The 16,956-nt window shown below is 67.2% G+C and carries 15 protein-coding genes; 8 read left to right on the top strand and 7 right to left on the bottom strand.

Features of this window, described 5'->3' with window-relative positions; all coding sequences use genetic code 11:
- The first annotated feature begins 26 nt into the window (after positions 1 to 26).
- Positions 27 to 806 (top strand): MBL fold metallo-hydrolase, encoded by a 780-nt coding sequence (locus tag CRT60_RS27010; RefSeq protein WP_244592931.1) that lies wholly within the window; start codon positions 27 to 29, stop codon positions 804 to 806.
- Between the two features lie 46 nt (positions 807 to 852).
- Here CRT60_RS27010 and CRT60_RS27005 read toward each other — a convergent pair whose 3' ends face one another.
- Positions 853 to 1,950 (bottom strand): TRAP transporter substrate-binding protein, encoded by a 1,098-nt coding sequence (locus CRT60_RS27005; RefSeq protein ID WP_098739587.1) that lies wholly within the window; start codon positions 1,948 to 1,950, stop codon positions 853 to 855.
- A 610-nt stretch (positions 1,951 to 2,560) separates the two neighbouring features.
- Between CRT60_RS27005 and CRT60_RS27000 the strand changes: the two genes are divergently transcribed.
- Genes CRT60_RS27000 through CRT60_RS26990 form a run of 3 tightly spaced genes read left to right on the top strand, consistent with a single transcriptional unit; the run spans position 2,561 to position 5,353 of the window.
- Complete coding sequence (locus CRT60_RS27000) at positions 2,561 to 3,733, top strand: OpgC family protein (RefSeq protein WP_098741048.1); 1,173 nt, start codon at positions 2,561 to 2,563, stop codon at positions 3,731 to 3,733.
- A 43-nt stretch (positions 3,734 to 3,776) separates the two neighbouring features.
- Positions 3,777 to 4,559 (top strand): SGNH/GDSL hydrolase family protein, encoded by a 783-nt coding sequence (locus tag CRT60_RS26995; RefSeq protein ID WP_098739586.1) that lies wholly within the window; start codon positions 3,777 to 3,779, stop codon positions 4,557 to 4,559.
- On the top strand, positions 4,556 to 5,353 hold the full coding sequence (locus CRT60_RS26990; RefSeq protein ID WP_244592776.1) for an SGNH/GDSL hydrolase family protein: 798 nt from the start codon (positions 4,556 to 4,558) through the stop codon (positions 5,351 to 5,353). Before CRT60_RS26995 ends, CRT60_RS26990 begins: the two co-directional genes overlap by 4 nt.
- Positions 5,354 to 5,397: 44 nt before the next feature.
- Here CRT60_RS26990 and CRT60_RS26985 read toward each other — a convergent pair whose 3' ends face one another.
- Together CRT60_RS26985 and CRT60_RS26980 are read right to left on the bottom strand one after the other, a co-directional pair.
- Complete coding sequence (locus CRT60_RS26985; RefSeq protein WP_014248010.1) at positions 5,398 to 5,781, bottom strand: hypothetical protein; 384 nt, start codon at positions 5,779 to 5,781, stop codon at positions 5,398 to 5,400.
- Between the two features lie 36 nt (positions 5,782 to 5,817).
- Positions 5,818 to 8,358, bottom strand: a complete 2,541-nt coding sequence (locus tag CRT60_RS26980) for a sensor domain-containing protein (RefSeq protein WP_098739585.1) — start codon at positions 8,356 to 8,358, stop codon at positions 5,818 to 5,820.
- A 193-nt stretch (positions 8,359 to 8,551) separates the two neighbouring features.
- Here CRT60_RS26980 and recO point away from each other — a divergent pair, with 193 nt between their 5' ends.
- Both recO and parC read left to right on the top strand, forming a co-directional pair.
- Positions 8,552 to 9,274, top strand: coding sequence for a DNA repair protein RecO (gene recO / locus CRT60_RS26975; RefSeq protein WP_098739584.1), 723 nt, complete (start codon positions 8,552 to 8,554; stop codon positions 9,272 to 9,274).
- A gap of 20 nt (positions 9,275 to 9,294) precedes the next feature.
- A complete protein-coding gene (parC, locus tag CRT60_RS26970) occupies positions 9,295 to 11,520 on the top strand; it encodes a DNA topoisomerase IV subunit A (RefSeq protein WP_098739583.1) in 2,226 nt (741 codons plus the stop codon).
- Between the two features lie 56 nt (positions 11,521 to 11,576).
- On the opposite strand, the gene CRT60_RS26965 is transcribed toward parC, so the two are convergent.
- From CRT60_RS26965 to CRT60_RS26950, 4 genes are read right to left on the bottom strand one after another with little or no spacing between them, the layout of a single operon-like run.
- Positions 11,577 to 12,584 carry a MotE family protein gene (locus tag CRT60_RS26965; protein ID WP_098739582.1) on the bottom strand — a complete coding sequence of 336 codons (1,008 nt, stop codon included), beginning with the start codon at positions 12,582 to 12,584 and terminating at the stop codon, positions 11,577 to 11,579.
- Entirely contained in the window at positions 12,581 to 13,234 is a 654-nt protein-coding gene (locus tag CRT60_RS26960) for a DUF6468 domain-containing protein (RefSeq protein WP_098739581.1), read from the bottom strand. The genes CRT60_RS26965 and CRT60_RS26960 overlap by 4 nt, the downstream gene beginning before the upstream one ends.
- Positions 13,231 to 14,304, bottom strand: coding sequence for a flagellar motor switch protein FliM (gene fliM, locus CRT60_RS26955; protein WP_098739580.1), 1,074 nt, complete (start codon positions 14,302 to 14,304; stop codon positions 13,231 to 13,233). The genes CRT60_RS26960 and fliM overlap by 4 nt, the downstream gene beginning before the upstream one ends.
- A 28-nt stretch (positions 14,305 to 14,332) precedes the next feature.
- Positions 14,333 to 14,887, bottom strand: coding sequence for a flagellar basal body-associated FliL family protein (locus CRT60_RS26950; protein WP_098739579.1), 555 nt, complete (start codon positions 14,885 to 14,887; stop codon positions 14,333 to 14,335).
- A 528-nt stretch (positions 14,888 to 15,415) separates the two neighbouring features.
- On the opposite strand from CRT60_RS26950, the gene flgF reads away from it, so the two are divergent.
- Positions 15,416 to 16,138, top strand: coding sequence for a flagellar basal-body rod protein FlgF (gene flgF / locus CRT60_RS26945; protein WP_098739578.1), 723 nt, complete (start codon positions 15,416 to 15,418; stop codon positions 16,136 to 16,138).
- A 31-nt stretch (positions 16,139 to 16,169) separates the two neighbouring features.
- Positions 16,170 to 16,955: a flagellar basal-body rod protein FlgG gene (gene flgG, locus CRT60_RS26940; RefSeq protein WP_042700394.1), complete on the top strand. Its 786-nt coding sequence runs from the start codon at positions 16,170 to 16,172 to the stop codon at positions 16,953 to 16,955.
- Position 16,956 lies beyond the last annotated feature (1 nt).

The raw sequence follows: 16,956 nt of genomic DNA, 5'->3' as shown, positions 1-16,956 counted from the left end.
CGGTGGACGGCGCATCAACCGACACGATGCGCGTGACCGTCCTCGGTTGCGGCGGGTCACGCGGCGTGCCGGTGATCGCCGGGGTTCCGGGCGGCCAATGGGGCCGCTGCGACCCCGCCAATCCGAAGAACCGGCGCATGCGCCCGTCGGTTCTGGTCGAGCGGGCCGGCGTTTCGGTGCTGGTCGACACCTCCCCCGACCTGCGGCAGCAGCTGCTGGACAGCGGCTGCGCACGGCTGGACGCCGTTTTGTGGACGCACCAGCATGCCGACCATTGCCACGGCATCGACGAGGTCCGCGAGATCTGCCGGCAGATGCATGCGCCGATCGACGCCTATGGCTGGGACGAGCATCTGCGCGACATCGAGGTGCGCTTTCCCTACTGTTTCGAACCGCTGCCCGACGGCTATCCCTTCTACCGGCCGGTGCTGAAGTCGCACCGCATCGACGGGCCGTTCAGCGTGAAGGGGCTGGAGGTCACGCCGTTCGAGCAGGACCACGGCTACATGCGGACGGTCGGCTACCGGTTCGGCAGCTTCGCCTATTCGACCGACGTGGTGCGGCTGGACGACCGGGCCTTCGAGGCGCTGGCTGGCGTGGACACCTGGATGGTCGATTGCGGGCGCATCGAGCCGCCACATCCGGTGCACGCGCATCTGGCGCTGACGCTGGAGTGGATCGAACGGGTGCAGCCACGGCGGGCCTATCTGACCCACATGGACAACACGATGGACTACGACAGCCTGCGGCGGATTCTGCCTGAGGGGGTCGAGCCGGCTTACGATGGGCTGGTGATCGAGGTTTAGGAGTCGCGAGGAAGGGGGCGGCAGCCCGCCCCCTTCCAGGAGAAGCTTACTTCTTCCTCTCAAGCGGCGGGGCCGCGTAGACGAAGCGGTCGAAGCTGTATTCGGCGACGCGGAACCACAGATACTCTTCCTCGCGGAACTTCTTCCACGCGTCGTAGACCTTGCGGAACTTCTCGTTCTTCGCCGCCTCGTCCTCGTACACCTCGATGGCGGCCTGATAGCAGGCCTGCATCACCTCGTTCGGGAACGGGCGCAGCTGGGTGCCGCCGGCGACCAGGCGCTTCAGCGCGGTCATGTTCTGGACATCGTACTTGCCCAGCATGTCCAGCGTGGCGTCGGCGCAGGCCGCCTGAAGGGCCGCCTTGTAGGTCGGCGGCAGCGATTCGAACTTCTCCTTGCCGAACAGCATGGAGACCTGCGGGCCGCCTTCCCACCAGCCGGGATAGTAGTAGTATTTGGCGACCTTCTGGAAGCCGAGCTTCTCGTCGTCATAGGGGCCGACGAACTCGGCGCCGTCGATGGTGCCCTTCTCCAGCGCCGGATAGATGTCGCCGCCGCCGATCTGCTGCGGCACGACGCCCAGCTTGGCCATGATGGTGCCGGCGTAGCCGCCGATGCGGAACTTCAGGCCCTTCAGGTCCTCGACCGTCTTGATTTCCTTGCGGAACCAGCCGCCCATCTGGGTGCCGGTGTTGCCGGCGCCGATGGCGACGAGGTTGTGGCCGGCGAAGAACTCCGCCATCAGCTCCTTGCCGCCGCCATGGGTCATCCAGGCGTTCTGCTGGCGGGCGTTCAGGCCGAACGGCATCGCCGCATCGAAGGCGAAGGTCGGGTCCTTGCCAACGTAATAGTAGGAGACGGTGTGGCCGCACTCGATCGTGCCGTCCTTGACCGCGTCCAGAACCTGGAGCGCCGGAACGATTTCACCAGCCGCGAAGACGCGGATCTGGAACTTGCCGTCCGTCAGCTCGGCCACGCGCTTCGCCACGAACTCCGCACCACCGTAGATGGTGTCGAGGCTCTTGGGGAAGCTGGAGGCGCAGCGCCACTTGATCTCGGGCGCGGACTGGGCGATGGCGGGGGCGGCAAGCGTGCTGGCGGCGACGCCCACACCGGCGGAGGTCAGAAATGCACGACGTTTCATCCAGAAGCTCCCTTGTCCATTCTCGTTATGTGTTCTTGTCGCCGGACCGGCGGACACCCCGCACTGGGGGCGGCCGGACCGCACCCGTCAAGGCCCCGTCCCTCACAGGACCGGACGAAACCGGGTGAGCGGGGAAAGCGGGAATGAGTGGGATGCACGCTCGACCGACCCGGACAGCGCACCGCGGGGAACCGCGAAACCGGCGGACCCCGGCGCAAAGCGCCCCCGTCCAGTCCCGCGGCATCCCGTCGTTGGTGTGCGTTTCCTCCCGTCCATCCGGGTTTGCCGCCGGCCTTCCGGCCGATCCGCCCCAGCTTTCTTTTGCTGTCCGGATTATGCAGGAAGCAAACGGTCCGGATCAAGTGCGAACGGGAATTGAGGTCTGTATTTCAGAGGTTTAAGGCTGCGGCGCGAAGCCGCGGGTTCCATTCAACCATCGCCCCCGACAACGGCCCAACCTCATTCCCGGCCCACTCGACGCTTAATGTCTCGACTCCTGCGTCGGCACCCCCATCTTTTGCAAGGCGCGCCCCGGGAACCGGGCCCGGCTGAATTGTTGATGAGGGCGGAGCAGACACTTGCAGGTAGAACGGCCATGAAAGGCGCGGCCATGAGGGAAGGAACTGCGGCGGAGAGCGGGAACGAGACGGCGGCACGCGACCTGCGGCTGGACTTCTTCCGCGGTCTGGCCCTGTGGTTCATCTTCGTGAACCACATTCCGGCCAACCAGATCTCGTGGGCCACGCCGCGGAATTTCGGGCTGAGCGACGCCACCGAGATCTTCGTCTTCATCTCCGGCTACACCGCCGCCCTGGTCTATGGCCGGACGCTGGACCGGCAGGGAATGCCGATGGCGGCGGCACAGGTGCTGCACCGCTGCTGGACGCTGTACGCCACCTACATCATCCTGTTCTTCGCCTACACCGCGCAGATCGCCTACACCGCCCGCGCCTTCGACAGTCCGCTGTTCGCGGAGGAGATGGGCATCGCCGGCTATTTCCAGGACCCGGTCACCGCCCTGACCCAGGCCATCCTGCTTAAATTCCGGCCGGCGAACCTGGATGTTCTGCCGCTCTACATCGTGCTTCTGCTGTCGATGGCGCTTCTCCTGCCGGCCCTGCGCCGCCGGCCGCTGGGGGTGCTGGCGGGATCGGCGGCGCTCTATCTGGCGGCGCGGCAGTGGGGGTGGAACCTGCCGACCTACCCGGACGGCGGCGTCTGGTACTTCAACCCCTTCACTTGGCAGTTCCTGTTCGTGCTGGGCGCGTCTCTGCAATTCCAGCCGGATGTTCGGACGGCGCTGGCCCGATTCCGCCGGCCGGTGGCCGCCGCCGCCGGGGCGGTCCTGCTGGCCAGCCTGTTCCTGACGCTGTCCTGGAAATTCGCCCCGCTGCACGCGTTGATCCCGGTGTGGCTGACCGAGATCCTCTATCCCATCAGCAAGACCGACCTCGACCCGCTGCGCCTGCTGCATTTCTTCGCGCTGGCCTATCTGGTGCTGTGGCTGGTGCCGGCAGGGGCGTCCTGGCTGCGCGGACCGCTGGCCGCCCCGCTGCTCGCCTGCGGGAAACAGTCGTTGCATGTGTTCTGCCTGGGCGTGCTGCTGTCCTTCGCCGGCCAGACGGTTCTGGTCCATGTCAGCGGCTCGCTTTCCGCCCAGTTCCTTGTTACCGTGCTCGGCATCGCCATGATGGTGCTGATGGCGCGCTTCCTGAACTGGTACCAGTCGGCGGAGCGGGCGCGGCGCCACCGGGTTGCTGCCACGACGAAGATGGGCACATGAGGGGTGCATGGCGAGAAGGCGGGAGCAAGGGCGGGAGCGGCGATTGCTGACCGTCACGGCGATCCTGCTGGCGGCCGCGCTGTTCGCTTCGCCGGATCGCCTCCTGGCCGGCCAGCCCGTCGTCCCATCCGTCGATCCCGCCTGTGCCGTACCCGAGTCCGTCCTCACCCCCGGCAGCGGTCTGCCGCGGGTGTCGGCACAGCTGGCCGCCGGCCGGCCCCTGTCGGTGCTGGTCGTTCATTCCGCGAAATCCCCGCCCAAGCCCGGCATCGCCGGCTATCCCGCCCGGCTTGAAAGCGAGCTGAAGCGCCGTCTTCCCGGCCGCGAGGTCAGCACCGCCGTGCTGAGCCTTCCCGGCGAAGCGGCCCCGGCGATGGTCGCCCCGCTGACCCAGGCGGTGGAGGACCAGCGGCCGGCGCTGGTGGTCTGGCAGACCGGCACGGTCGACGCCATGCGCAGCCTGGATCTGGAGAGTTTCGGCACGGCGCTGCAGTCGGGAATCGCCGAGGTCCAGCGCCGCGGCGCCGACATCGTCATCATGGACATGCAGTACAGCATGCACACCGCGCAGCTGATCGACTTCGCGCCCTACGTGTCCTACATGTCCTGGCTGTCCCAGAGTTCCGACGTCTTCCACTTCCCCCGCTACGACATCATGCGGCATTGGGTGGAGGACGGCCGGGTCGATTTCGCCGACGAATCGGACGAGGCGAAACGGCGTTCTTATGAATTCGTTCACCAATGCATCGGACAATTGCTGGCACAAAGCGTCGCGACGATGATCGACCCTCTGTCGATCGGCCGACGCACCGGAGCGAGCAATTGAGGTCTGTCCTGCCGTCCGCCGTCCGCATGCTGTCGCTGATCGCCACCCTGACCATCGCCAACCTGGCCGTTTCCGTTCCGGCCCCGGCGGCAGAGTCCGCGGCACCCGCCAACTGCCAGCTTCCGCGGAGCGAGTCCGCGCTGTCGATCCCGCTGACGCAACTGTCGCAGCGCATCGCGACGGGCGCGCCGATCCGCATCGTCGCCATCGGCTCCTCTTCAACCGCCGGGGCGGGGGCGAGTGCGCCGGACAAGGCCTATCCGGCCCGGCTCGACCATTATCTGAGCGAGCGGTTCCGCAACGCCGACATCGCGGTCCTAAACCGCGGAATCAATGGCGAGACCGACGACCAGACCGAAAAGCGGATCGAGGCCGACGCGTTGGCCACCAGACCCGATCTGGTGATCTGGCAGGTGGGCGCGAACACGGTGCTGCGCGACGGCGACCAGTCCTTGAGCGAGCGGTCGGTCCGCCAGGGTGTGGCGCGTTTGCGCGCCGCCGGGGTCGAGGTGGTGCTGATGGACCTGCAATATTCCCCGAAGATGCTGGAAAAGACCGGCGTCGCCCCGATGCTGACCCGCATCGCTGGGATCGCCGCCGACAACCGCATCGGGCTCTTCCACCGCTATGACGTGATGCGGTCGCTGGTGGAAACCCGTGGGATGACCATGGCCGACCTGATCGGGCCGGACGGTGTCCATGGGAACGACGCCGGATACGACTGTGTCGCCCGCATGCTGGCGGTCGGCATCGAGGATGCGGTGAACGTCCACAACAGCGGGCTTCAGCGGTAACAGAAGCGGGGGGCGGGCCTCCGCCCGGCATCCCCCCCGGCCCCTCAGCGCTGCATCATCGCGCTTTCCTTGCCGCACAGGAAAAACACCTTCGAGTAGACCTTCAGCAGCGCATCGGTCAGCGCCTGTACCTCGGGGCTGCCCATGGCGCGCGGCTTGGCAGGGTCGACATGCAGGACGCAACTGTCCTTCACGTCGTTGAAGGCGGCCAGCGCGTGGATGCGGTCGGGGCGGAACTCGTCGGGGAAATTCTCGTCCATCAGCCAGAAGCACTGGAAGTTCCGGCAGGATTGCGGCCGCTCCTCGTAGATCGAGCAGCCCTTGCCCTGGTCGCAGGAGGCGCACCACTTGGCGGAGGGCTTCTTCAGCTCTGGCACGCCCATCAGCTTGCAGCACAGGGTGCATTCACCGCAGTTGCGGTCGGACATCACGGAAACTCCAAATAACGACGGCTTGCAGCGGCTCTACGCCGATGCTGGCAGGGCGATGTGCTCGTCCTCGGCGGCCAGAAGCCGCTCCACCGCTTCCGGCAGGGCGGGACGGGCGAAGTGGTAGCCTTGGGCGTATTGGCACAGACCGCGCAGATACACCGCTTCGTCCGCCGTTTCCACCCCTTCCGCCACGCAATCCAGCCGCAAAATGGTGGCAAGCCCGGCGATGACCTGGACGATGGCGGCGTTGCCCTCCCCCGTCGTCACCGCGCGGACGAAGCTGCGGTCGATCTTCAGCACATCCACCGGCAGCTTGTGCAGATAGGCCAGCGACGAATAGCCGGTGCCGAAATCGTCGATCGACAGCCGCACGTCCATGTCGCGCAGGCTCTGCATCAGCATCCGGCATTCGTCCGGATCCTGGACCAGCAGGCTCTCGGTCAGTTCCAGCTTCAGGCTGGACGGCGGGATCGGCACCTCGTCCAGCAGGTCGCGCACGGCGCCGACGATGTCGTCGTCGCGGAACTGGCGGGTCGAGACGTTGACGCTCATGAACAGCGGCACGGGCCTGGGAAAGCGCGCCTGCCACGCCGCCAACTGCCGCACCGCCTGTCCCAGCGCCCAGCGGCCCATCGGCGCGATCAGCCCGGTCTCCTCGGCCAGCGGGATGAACTCCAGCGGAGACACCAGACCGCGGTCCGGATGGTTCCAGCGCATCAGCGCCTCGAAGCCGGCGATGGCGCCGGTCTCCAGCAGGACGATGGGCTGGTAATGCAGGCAGAGCTGCCCCTGCTCCAGCGCGGCGCGCAGGTCGGCTTCCATGCGCATCGCCGCCATCGCCTGCCGGCGCAGATTGGCATCGAACACGTCGATGCGCGCGCGCCCGCCGCTTTTGGCGCGGTACATGGCGAGGCTGGCGTCGCGCAGCATGTCCTCCGCCCGCTCGTAGCCGGTCTGGCTCAAGGCCACGCCGATGGAGGCGGTCAGCACCACGTCGTGCCCCTCGGCCAGCGTCACCGGGCGGGAGATGGCGCGGGCCATCCGCTCCGCCGCCTCCAGCGCGTCGCCGGCATCGTCCATCTCGTCCACCAGCACGGCGAACTCGTCGGCGGACAGCCGGGCCAGCGTGTCGCCGACGCGGCGGCTGACGTCCAGGCGCTCGGCGACGATGCGCAGCATGCGGTCGCCGGCGCTGGTGCCGAGCGCGTCGTTGATCGCCTTGAAACGGTCGAGGTCGATGATGATGGTGGCGAAGGGACGGGAGCCGGCACGGCGGTTGCGGTCGAGCGCCTGCCCGATGCGGTCCAGCAGAAGCATGCGGTTCGGCAGGCCGGTCATGCTATCGTGGACGGCGTTGAACAGGATCTGCTGTTCGGCCTTCTTGCGCGCCGTGATGTCGGTCATCGAGCCGGCCATGCGGACCGCAAAGCCCTTCTCGTTGCGGACGGCCAGCCCGCGCACCAGCATCCACATCTCCTGTCCGCCCTTGCCGCGGATGCGGAACTCGTGCTGCAGGTGCGGACGCTCGCCGACCAGATGCAGGCCGATCGCGGTGCGCAGCCCGTCCAGATCGCCCGGCAGGACCCGGTTGAACCATTCGTCGACGGAGCCGGCGATCTCCGCCTCCTCGAATCCCAGCATCGCCTTCCAGCGCGGCGAGTAATAGACCTCGCCGCTGTCGATGTGCCAGTCCCACAGCCCATCGGCGGCCCCGGCTGCGGCGAGGGCGTAGCGCTCCTCGCTCTGGCGCAGGCGCTGTTCGGCGGTCTTGCGGTCTGTCACGTCGGCTTGGCTGCCGACGAGGCGGATCGGCTTGCCCGCGGCGTCCAGAACGGCGATGCCGCGGCAGGCCATCCAGCGGATCGCCCCGGCGGCGTTGCGCATGCGGTATTCGACCTGGAAGGCCGCTTCCGCCCCGGTCTCCGATTCGGGCTCCGCCCGGCCGAGGGAGGCCATCGCATCGGTCAGGATGGCGCGGTCGGCAGCAAGGATGCGGCCCAGCCACTCCTGCGGCTCGTCGGTCAGGTCCGCCGGCGACAGCCCGAGAAGCGAGGCCCAGCGCGGCGAGTAATAGACGCGGTCGGTGAGCAGATCCCAGTCGTAGAGCCCGTCATTGCTGGCGGCGGCGGCGAGCGCATAGCGTTCCTCGCTGCGGCGCAGCTCCTGTTCGGCATGCTTGCGGTCGGTGATGTCGGCGACCGACCCGACAAGCCGGATCGGCTCGCCCGAATCGTCCATCACCGCCATACCGCGGCAGACCAGCCAGCGCCAGTGCGGCTTCGCCGCAGCGGACGCATCGGCGCGGCGGACGCGGTGTTCGATCTGGAAGGGGACGGACAGCCCGACCATCTGCGCCTCGAACGAGGCATGCAGCCAGTCGACGTCCTCCGGATGGACCAGCGAAAGCCAGTCGTTCGGCCGGTTGGATTCGCGGCTGGAATCGCCCGGCGGCAGCCCAAGGAAATCCTTGAAGCGGGGGGAGAGGTACAGCGTGTCGCTGCGCAGGTCCCAATCCCAGACGCCTTCGGTTCCGGCCTTTTCCGCCAGCAGATATCGGTCGATGTTGGTGTTCAAGACCCCTCGTCGGACCTGTCGGCGGTCAGCGATTGGTGGGGCCTCCCACCGTTGAGGGTCCGATGGTATGGGCATTTTGGTGAAGAAACCATAAATGCTCCAAGCACGCCGTTATCGCGGTTGCCGAGGGTTCCTTCTGCGAAATTTTTTCCTATATTAGGATAGCTCGCCACCTCTTCCGAAACCGGCACCGATGGATTGGTCCGATCAGGGAATCGTTCTGTCCTCCCGCCCCCAGGGGGAAGGGTCCGCCGTCGCGACTGTGCTGACGCGCGAACACGGCCGCCATGCCGGCATGGTGATGGGCGGACGCTCCGTGCGCCAGCGCGGCACGCTGGAGCCGGGAACCCTGGTCCATGCCCGCTGGCGCGGCCGGCTGCCCGAGCATCTCGGCCATTTCACGCTGGAGTCGGTGAAGGGCTATGCCGCCAACTTCTTCGACGACGCCCAGGCGCTGGCCGCCCTGATCAGCGCCTGCGCGCTGGTGGAGGCGGCGCTGCCGGAGCGGGAGGCACACCCTGCCCTGTTCGACGGGCTGCTCGCCCTGTTCGGCCTGCTGGACGGGCCGGCCTGGGCGGAGACCTATGTGCGGTGGGAGATCGGGCTGCTGGCCGAGCTTGGATTCGGCCTCGACCTCGACCGCTGCGCGGTGTCGGGGGCCAACGACTACCTCGCCTATGTCAGCCCGCGCACCGGCCGCGCCGTGACCGCATCGGTGGGGGAACCCTACCGCGACCGGCTGCTTCCCCTGCCCGATTTCCTGGCTGGGCGCGGCGGCGGCGGACCTGCCGCGGTGGCGGATGGGCTTCGGCTGACCGCGCATTTCCTGGAACGCCACGTGCTGAACGGCCCGCTGCCGCCCGCGCGTGAGCGCTTGAGAGAACGTTACGCGAACGCGGTAGCGCGCTCCGCCTGAAACTGCTAGACCCCATCATCATGAAGCCGCAAAACCCTGCCTCCGAAATCCTGGAAAAGCCGCTGGCCGACGCGCTCGGCGAGCGGTATCTCAGCTACGCGCTGTCCACCATCATGTCCCGCTCGCTGCCCGACGTGCGCGACGGGCTGAAGCCGGTGCACCGACGACTGCTGTTCGCCATGAGCCAGCTCCGTCTGGAGCCGACAACGCCGCCCAAGAAGTCGGCCCGCGTCGTCGGCGACGTGATCGGCAAGTTCCATCCGCACGGCGACACCTCCGTCTACGACGCGCTGGTGCGGCTGGCGCAGGACTTCTCCGTCCGTTACCCGCTGGTCGACGGCCAGGGCAATTTCGGCAACATCGACGGCGATAACGCCGCGGCGATGCGATACACCGAAGCCCGCCTGACCGAGGTCGCCAAGGCCCTGCTGGAGGGCATCGACGAGGACGCGGTCGATTTCCGCCCGACCTATGACGGCGACGGCGACGAGCCGGCGGTCCTGCCCGCCAATTTCCCCAACCTGCTGGCCAACGGGTCGAGCGGCATCGCCGTCGGCATGGCCACCAACATCCCGCCGCACAATGTCGGCGAGATCTGCGACGCGCTGCGCCACCTGATCAAGCACCGCGATGCCAGCATCGAGACGCTGGTCGGCTTCATGCCCGGCCCGGACTTCCCCACCGGCGGCCTGCTGGTCGAGTCGCGGCAGAATGTGATCGAGGCCTACCGCACCGGCCGCGGCGCCTTCCGCCTGCGCGCCCGCTGGGAGGTGGAGAAGCTGGGTCAGGGCACGTGGCAGATCGTCGTCACCGAAATGCCCTATCAGGTGCAGAAGGCCCGGCTGGTCGAGAAGATCGCCGAGCTGCTGTTGGCCAAGAAGCTGATCCTGCTGGACGACGTGCGCGACGAATCGGCGGAGGACGTCCGCCTCGTCCTGGTGCCGAAGAACCGCAACGTGGATCCCGAGGTGCTGATGGCCTCGCTGTTCCAGGCCACCGACCTGGAAATCCGCTTCTCGATGAACATGAACGTGCTGGGCGCCGACCATGTGCCGCGGGTGATGAACCTGCGCGAGGTGCTCCAGGCCTTCCTCGACCACCGGCACGAGGTGCTGGTCCGCCGCTCCACCCACCGGCTGAAGCAGATCGACCATCGCCTTGAGGTTCTCGGCGGCTATCTCGCCGCGTACCTGAACCTGGACGAGGTCATCCGCATCATCCGCGAGGAGGACGAGCCGAAGCAGGAGCTGATCCGCGCCTTCACCCTGACCGACGTGCAGGCCGACGCCATCCTCAACATGCGCCTGCGCAACCTGCGCAAGCTGGAGGAGATGGAGATCCGGCGCGAGCACGAGGCGCTGACCACCGAGAAGAACGGCCTGCTGGAGCTGCTCGGCGACGATACCCTGCGCTGGAAGCGCATCGCCGAGGGCGTGGCCGAGATCAAGAAGAAGTTCGGCGCCGGCGCACTCGGCAAGCGGCGCACCGACGTGGCCGACGCGCCGACGGTGATCGAGGTGCCGCTGGACGCACTGGTCGAGCGCGAGCCGGTGACCGTCCTCTGCTCGGCCAAGGGCTGGATCCGCACGGTGCGCGGCCACCTGACCGACGCCGAGGCGGAGGACGTGAAGTACAAGGACGGCGACGAGCGCGGCTTCATCGAACGGTGCGAGACGACTGACAAGCTTCTGGTCTTCGCCAGCAACGGCAAGTTCTTCACCATCGGCGTCGACAAGCTGCCGCGCGGCCGTGGCTTCGGCGAGCCGGTCCGGCTGATGATCGACCTCGGCAACGACGTCGACATCGTCGACCTGTTCCGCCACCAGCCCGGCCGCACCCTGCTGGTGGTGTCGGAGGACGGCCGCGGCTTCCGCGTCGAGGAGGCGGAGGTGCTGGCCCAGACCCGCGCCGGCAAGCAGGTTCTGAACCTGGAAGACGGCAAGTCCGCCCGCATCTGCCAGCCGGTGAGCGGCGATACGCTCGCCATCATCGGCAACAACCGCAAGATGCTGGTCTTCCCGCTGGAGCAGGTGCCGGTGATGACCCGCGGCAAGGGCGTCCAGCTTCAGAAGTACAAGGACGCCAGCGTCGCCGACGTGAAGACCTTCACGCTGGCCGAGGGACTGAGCTGGAAGAACGGCGAACGCAACTTCAACGTCACCGACCTGACCGGTTGGATGGGCGACCGCGCCGGCCAGGGCAAGATGCCGCCGAACGGCTTCCCGAAGAACAACAGGTTTATGTGAGAATTATATTCGGCGACAAGCGCCCTCTCCCATCCCGGGAGAGGGCGTAATTGTTTTTACTTCGGCGTCGTGACCGTCGCCGTCAGCGGCACGCGGCGTTCGACCAGGGCCGAGGTGACCTCCTTGGCCTTCACCGGATCCATGGCGGCCAGGATCGGCGCGGTCTTCTGTTCCTTCATCTTCTGGATGACGCCCAGCAGCACCGGCATGTCGAGTTCCTCGAAGATGCGGGCGGCTTCCTTGGGCTTCATCGTCTCGTAGATCTTCACCAGGCTTTCCAGCTGGGCCGACTGCTTCTCGTCGCCCTGGGCCATCAGCTTCTGGATGTCGGAGCGGGTCTTCTCCATCTCCGCCACTTTCTGGTCGATCCGCTTCTCGGCGGCGGCCAGCAGGGCTTCGCGCTGCTCCATCTCCTTGGTGCGGCGCTCGATCTCGGCGCGGCGGTCGGCGAAATGCTGGAGCAATTCCTGATTGTCGATGGGACCGAGCGGCGCCAGCGGCGCATTGGCGGCAGGAGCGTTGGCCGGACCGCTGGACCCGCCGGGAGCCGGGGGAGCGTCCTTGCCGGCCGGCTTGGTGGTCGCAGTGGGAGCTTGGCCCGCCGCCATCTGGACGGGCGGCGTCGCCGGGGGGGAGCCCTGCGGCCCCTGGGCGAGGCTGACCGGGAAGTCGGGCAGACGGGCGTCATGGGTGGCGAGACGCCACAGATCGCCGACCCGCACGCCCAGCATCAGCACCGCGACGAAGATGGTCAAAGGCAGCAGGCGGAATCGGGCGCCCCGCATCCGCGCCCGCAGCCGCTGGGTCAGAGGCACGCGCGGCGTCGCCGGCTTGCGCGCCTTGGCCTTCGCCCCGCTCTTATTCGCCGGGCCCTTCTTCGCCGGCACCTTTCCCGCCGCAGGGCGGACGGCCGGCAGTTGCGCCTGCTGGGCCTGCTGGGCCTGCTGGGCGGCCAGCGTGGGAGAGGTGCGGACGCCGGTCGGGGCAGCGCCGGCCGGGCGGATCACGACCTTGGGTTCGCCGCCCGCCGCAGCGGGCTTGCCGTCACTGGTGCGCATGGTCATCCAAGCCCCTTGCCGGCGTTCTCGATCGCCTGAAGCAGTTCGCGTTCGGCCCGCGACAGGCTTTCGCCATCACGGGTGATGGGGTCGCGCGCCTCGGCCGGCGGTTCGGCGCGGGCGGCGGCACGACGCGGCGGCGGCTCCAGCCGGGCCGGCGGCGGGGCGTGGTCGTCATGGTCGTGATCGTCCTCGACCGGCAGGCTGCGCAGGGCCGGGCGCGGCGCCACCAGCGGCGCCTTCGCCGGGCTGCGCGCAGCCAGCGTCGGGGAAACCGCCACGGAACGGCCGCCATCACGCCCGCTGTCGCGGCGGCCGGCATCACGTCCGCCATCACGTTCGCCGACGCCGCCCAGCCGGTTGGCCAGCGCGTCGGCCGCCTCGATCATGAATTCCAGTTCGTCGCGCAGGGTCTGCGCCTTGTTCACGGTGCGCTGGAGATCCTCGCCGGTGTCGCTCGCCGCCTTCTTCAGCGTGCGCACGCCGGTCTCCGCCCGTGCCATCGCGTCGTTCAGGCCCTGGATCAGTTCGGCCATCTCGCCACGGCTCTCCCGCAGCGCGATGATCTGCCGGTTCAGGATGATCGCATAGGCGATGGTGGCAGCCAGCAGGCCGACCATCACGACGTCGATGATGATGGAGACCAGCGGACTCATAACCTCATGACCTCCTGCTTGGGCAGTTCCTTTTCCAGGCGGACGGCGATGTGCCCGCCCTTGCGCCCCATCCGCCCCTGGAACATCGACACGTCGCCGCAGCGCAGTTCTATCGCGCCGTCGGGGGTGGCGTTCAGCAGGATGCGGGTGCCGACGCGCCAGTTCAGCACGTCGTGCAGGGTCATCGTCACCTCGTCCAGCACGGCCGACAGATCGACGTCCGTCACCATCAGCTCCGAGGCCAGGTGGGTTTCCCAGATCGAGTCACGGCCGAACTTCTCGCCCATGAACATCTGGAGCAGCAGCTCACGCACCGGCTCCAGCGTCGCATAGGGGATCATCAGCTCCAGCCGGCCGCCGCGATCCTCCATGTCGATGCGCAGCTTGACCAGCACCGCCGCGTTGGCGAGTCGCGCGATGGTGGCGAAGCGCGGGTTGGTCTCCAGCCGGTCGAAGCGGAAGGTGACGGGCGACAGCGGATCGAAGGCGGCGGACAGGTCGGACAGCACCACATGGACCATGCGTTCCACGAGGTTGCGTTCGATGGTGGTGTAGGGACGGCCTTCGATGCGCATCGCTGCCGTGCCGCGCCGCCCACCCAGCAGCACGTCGACGATGGAGTAAATCAGCGCGGAGTCGACGACCATCAGGCCGTAATTGTCCCACTCCTCCGCCTTGAACACCGACAGCATCGCCGGCAGCGGGATGGAGTTCAGGTAATCGCCGAAGCGCACCGACGAGATCTGATCGAGGCTGACCTCGACGTTGTCGGAGGTGAAGTTGCGGAGGCTGGTGGACATCATGCGGACGAGGCGGTCGAAGACCACCTCCAGCATCGGCAGGCGTTCGTAGTTGACCAGCGCCGAGTTGACCAGCGCCATGATGCCGGAGTTGTCGCCGTCGCCGGCGCCCCCCTGGTCGAAGCCCAGCAGGCTGTCGATCTCGTCCTGGTTCAGGACGCGGGTCGACCCGCCGCCGCCCATGTCGCCGACATCGCCGCTGTCCTCGGCCAGTGCGGCCCATTCGGCGGCAAGCCGTTCTTCTTCGCTCAGTTCACCGGTGTCGCTCATCGGCCCCTATCCCCACCTGACCGGGCCCTCACTGGACCAGCATTTCCTTGAACAGCACGTCCTTCACCTTCACCGGGAACGCGGCGGCGGTGATGCGCAGAAGCAGTTCCTGGCGCAGCCGGTACATGCCGGCCGACCCGCGCAGGTCCTCCAGCCGCAGTTCGCGCAGGTAGACCTGGAAATTGTCGATGATGCGCGGCAGCACATGCTCCACCGCCCCGACATCCTCCGGCTTCGACAGCTGGATGGAGATCTTGATCTTCAGGAAGGCCGGACGCTTGTTGCCGGTGTTCAGGTTCACCAGCATGTCCGGCAGGTCGTAGAAGATCGGGGAGGCGTGGGCGGCGTCGCCCTTGCCGGCCTCGGCCCCATGCTCGCCTTCCGCCGCCGCTGCGTGCTCCCCCTCCTCCGCCGGCTTTTCCTTGCCCAGCAGCCCGTCGAGCAGGCCGGAGAAATAGACGCCGGCACCGGCGCCGATCAGCAGGACCAGGGGAAGAACGACGAACAGGACCAGCTTCTTGCCGCTGAATTTCTTCCGGGGCAGGCCGTCGGTCAGTTCACCGGCATCGGTTTCGGCAGCCATGACATCCTGGGATCGTTCGAGGTACGCAACGGCTCAGGCATGCGCCGCCTGACAAGGGTCAAAGCTACTTTTGGGATAGTTAATAACTCCTTTCGAGTGGGGAATGGACCGCCCCGGACGGGCAGGTTTCCCCTGCCTGTCACCATTTCGGCACGGTTCTTGATTGGGACTGACCGGCGATCCGTGCCCGCACCGCGTCCGCTCTCTATTCGGAGCGCAGGCACGCCCGGATTCCGCCTCCAGCGGCCCGCCGTCCCCATTGGGATTGCAGGCCTGCCGGCCATCACCCTGCCGCACCCCTCGTGCGGCGGGAACGGGAGAGTCTTGCCTGGTGACACCCGGCAAGGAACGCCCTCCCCCCGGCAGATTCTGCCCGGCATCCCCTGCCCCACCCGGCGGGAACGCCCGCCCCTTGCCCGCATCCTGCGGATTCCAAGGCTTCGGCGACGTTGGCACGCCGCCTGCAATACCCTTTTCGCCGGTCGGACGCTGTCGTTCGATCCGTTCGCAAGGTGAAGAGGCCGCAAGATGGAAAATTCGATCTACGTCGCCCTGTCGCGCCAGATGGCGCTGCAACGCCAGCTGGACGTGACGTCGAACAACATCGCGAACATGAACACGACCGGCTACAAGAACCAGCGGATGCTGTTCACCGAATATCTGGAAAAGCCCGGCCTGCACGAGAAGGTCAGCTTCGTCCAGGACCGCGCGGTGGTGCGCGACCTGTCCAACGGCCCGATGACGCAGACCGGCAACCCGCTGGATCTGGCACTGACCGGCCAGGGATACTTCACCGTCGATACCGCCAGCGGCCCGCGCTACACCCGCGCCGGCAATTTCCGCCTGAACGACCAGCGTCAGCTGGTGGATGCCGGCGGCCTGCCGGTGCTGTCCAACAACGGCCAGCCCATCACCATTCCGGCCGGCACCAGCGACGTGAAGGTCAGCGGCGACGGCACCGTCGCCACCGAACTGGGCCCGGTCGCCAAGCTGAACATCGTCACCTTCAAGACCGAGCAGTTGATGACCGAGGTCGGCAACGGCCTGTACGTCACCGACGAGCAGCCGCAGCCGGCTCCGGTCGAGACGAAAGTGGCACAGGGCTTGCTAGAGGGTTCTAACGTGAAGCCCGTGGTCGAGATGACGCAGATGATCGACATCCAGCGTCAGTACATGTCCGCTCAGAAGATGATGGACAACGAACACGAGCGCATCCGCACGATGCTTCAGCGTCTGGGCCGCACCGCCTGATCCAGACCGACGACGAGAGGAGAAGACCAGAATGCGCAGCCTCGCCATCGGCGCCACCGGCATGATCGCCCAGCAGCTCAACGTCGAGACGATCTCGAACAACATCGCCAACTCGACCACCACCGGCTACAAGAAGCAGCGGGCCGAGTTCCAGGACCTGCTGTACCAGAACTTCCGCCGCATCGGCTCGACCTCGTCGGATGCCGGCACCGTGGTGCCGACCGGCGTGCAGGTGGGTGCAGGTGTGCGGGTCGCCGCGGTGGCCCGCGTGCTGGAACAGGGCAACCTGAACATCACCGACAACAAGCTGGACGTGGCGATCAACGGATCGGGCTACTTCCAGGTGACGCTGCCCAGCGGCGACACCGCCTACACCCGCGCCGGCAACTTCAAGCTGTCGCCGGAAGGCATGATCGTCACCGCCGACGGCTATCCGATCCAGCCGAACATCACCGTCCCGACCAACGCGGTGGACATCTCCATCAACTCGTCGGGCGAGGTGCTGATCAAGCTGGACGGCCAGACCGCCACCCAGAATGTCGGCCAGATCCAGCTCGCCACCTTCGCCAACGCCGCCGGCCTGGAAGCCACCGGCGACAACCTGTTCATGGAATCCGGCGCGTCCGGGCAGGCAGTGACCGGCAACCCCGGCGCCCCCGGCTTCGGCCGCGTCACCCAGGGCGCGCTGGAGACCTCCAACGTCAACGTCGTGCAGGAGATCACCACGCTGATCACCGCACAGCGCGCCTACGAGATGAACTCCAAGGTCATCAAGACCACCGACGAGATGATGCAGCAGGCCAGCCAGATGAAGTAAC

It is taken from the genome of Azospirillum palustre (assembly GCF_002573965.1).
Lineage (GTDB): Bacteria > Pseudomonadota > Alphaproteobacteria > Azospirillales > Azospirillaceae > Azospirillum > Azospirillum palustre.
This window is presented reverse-complemented; position numbering and strand designations above follow the sequence as displayed.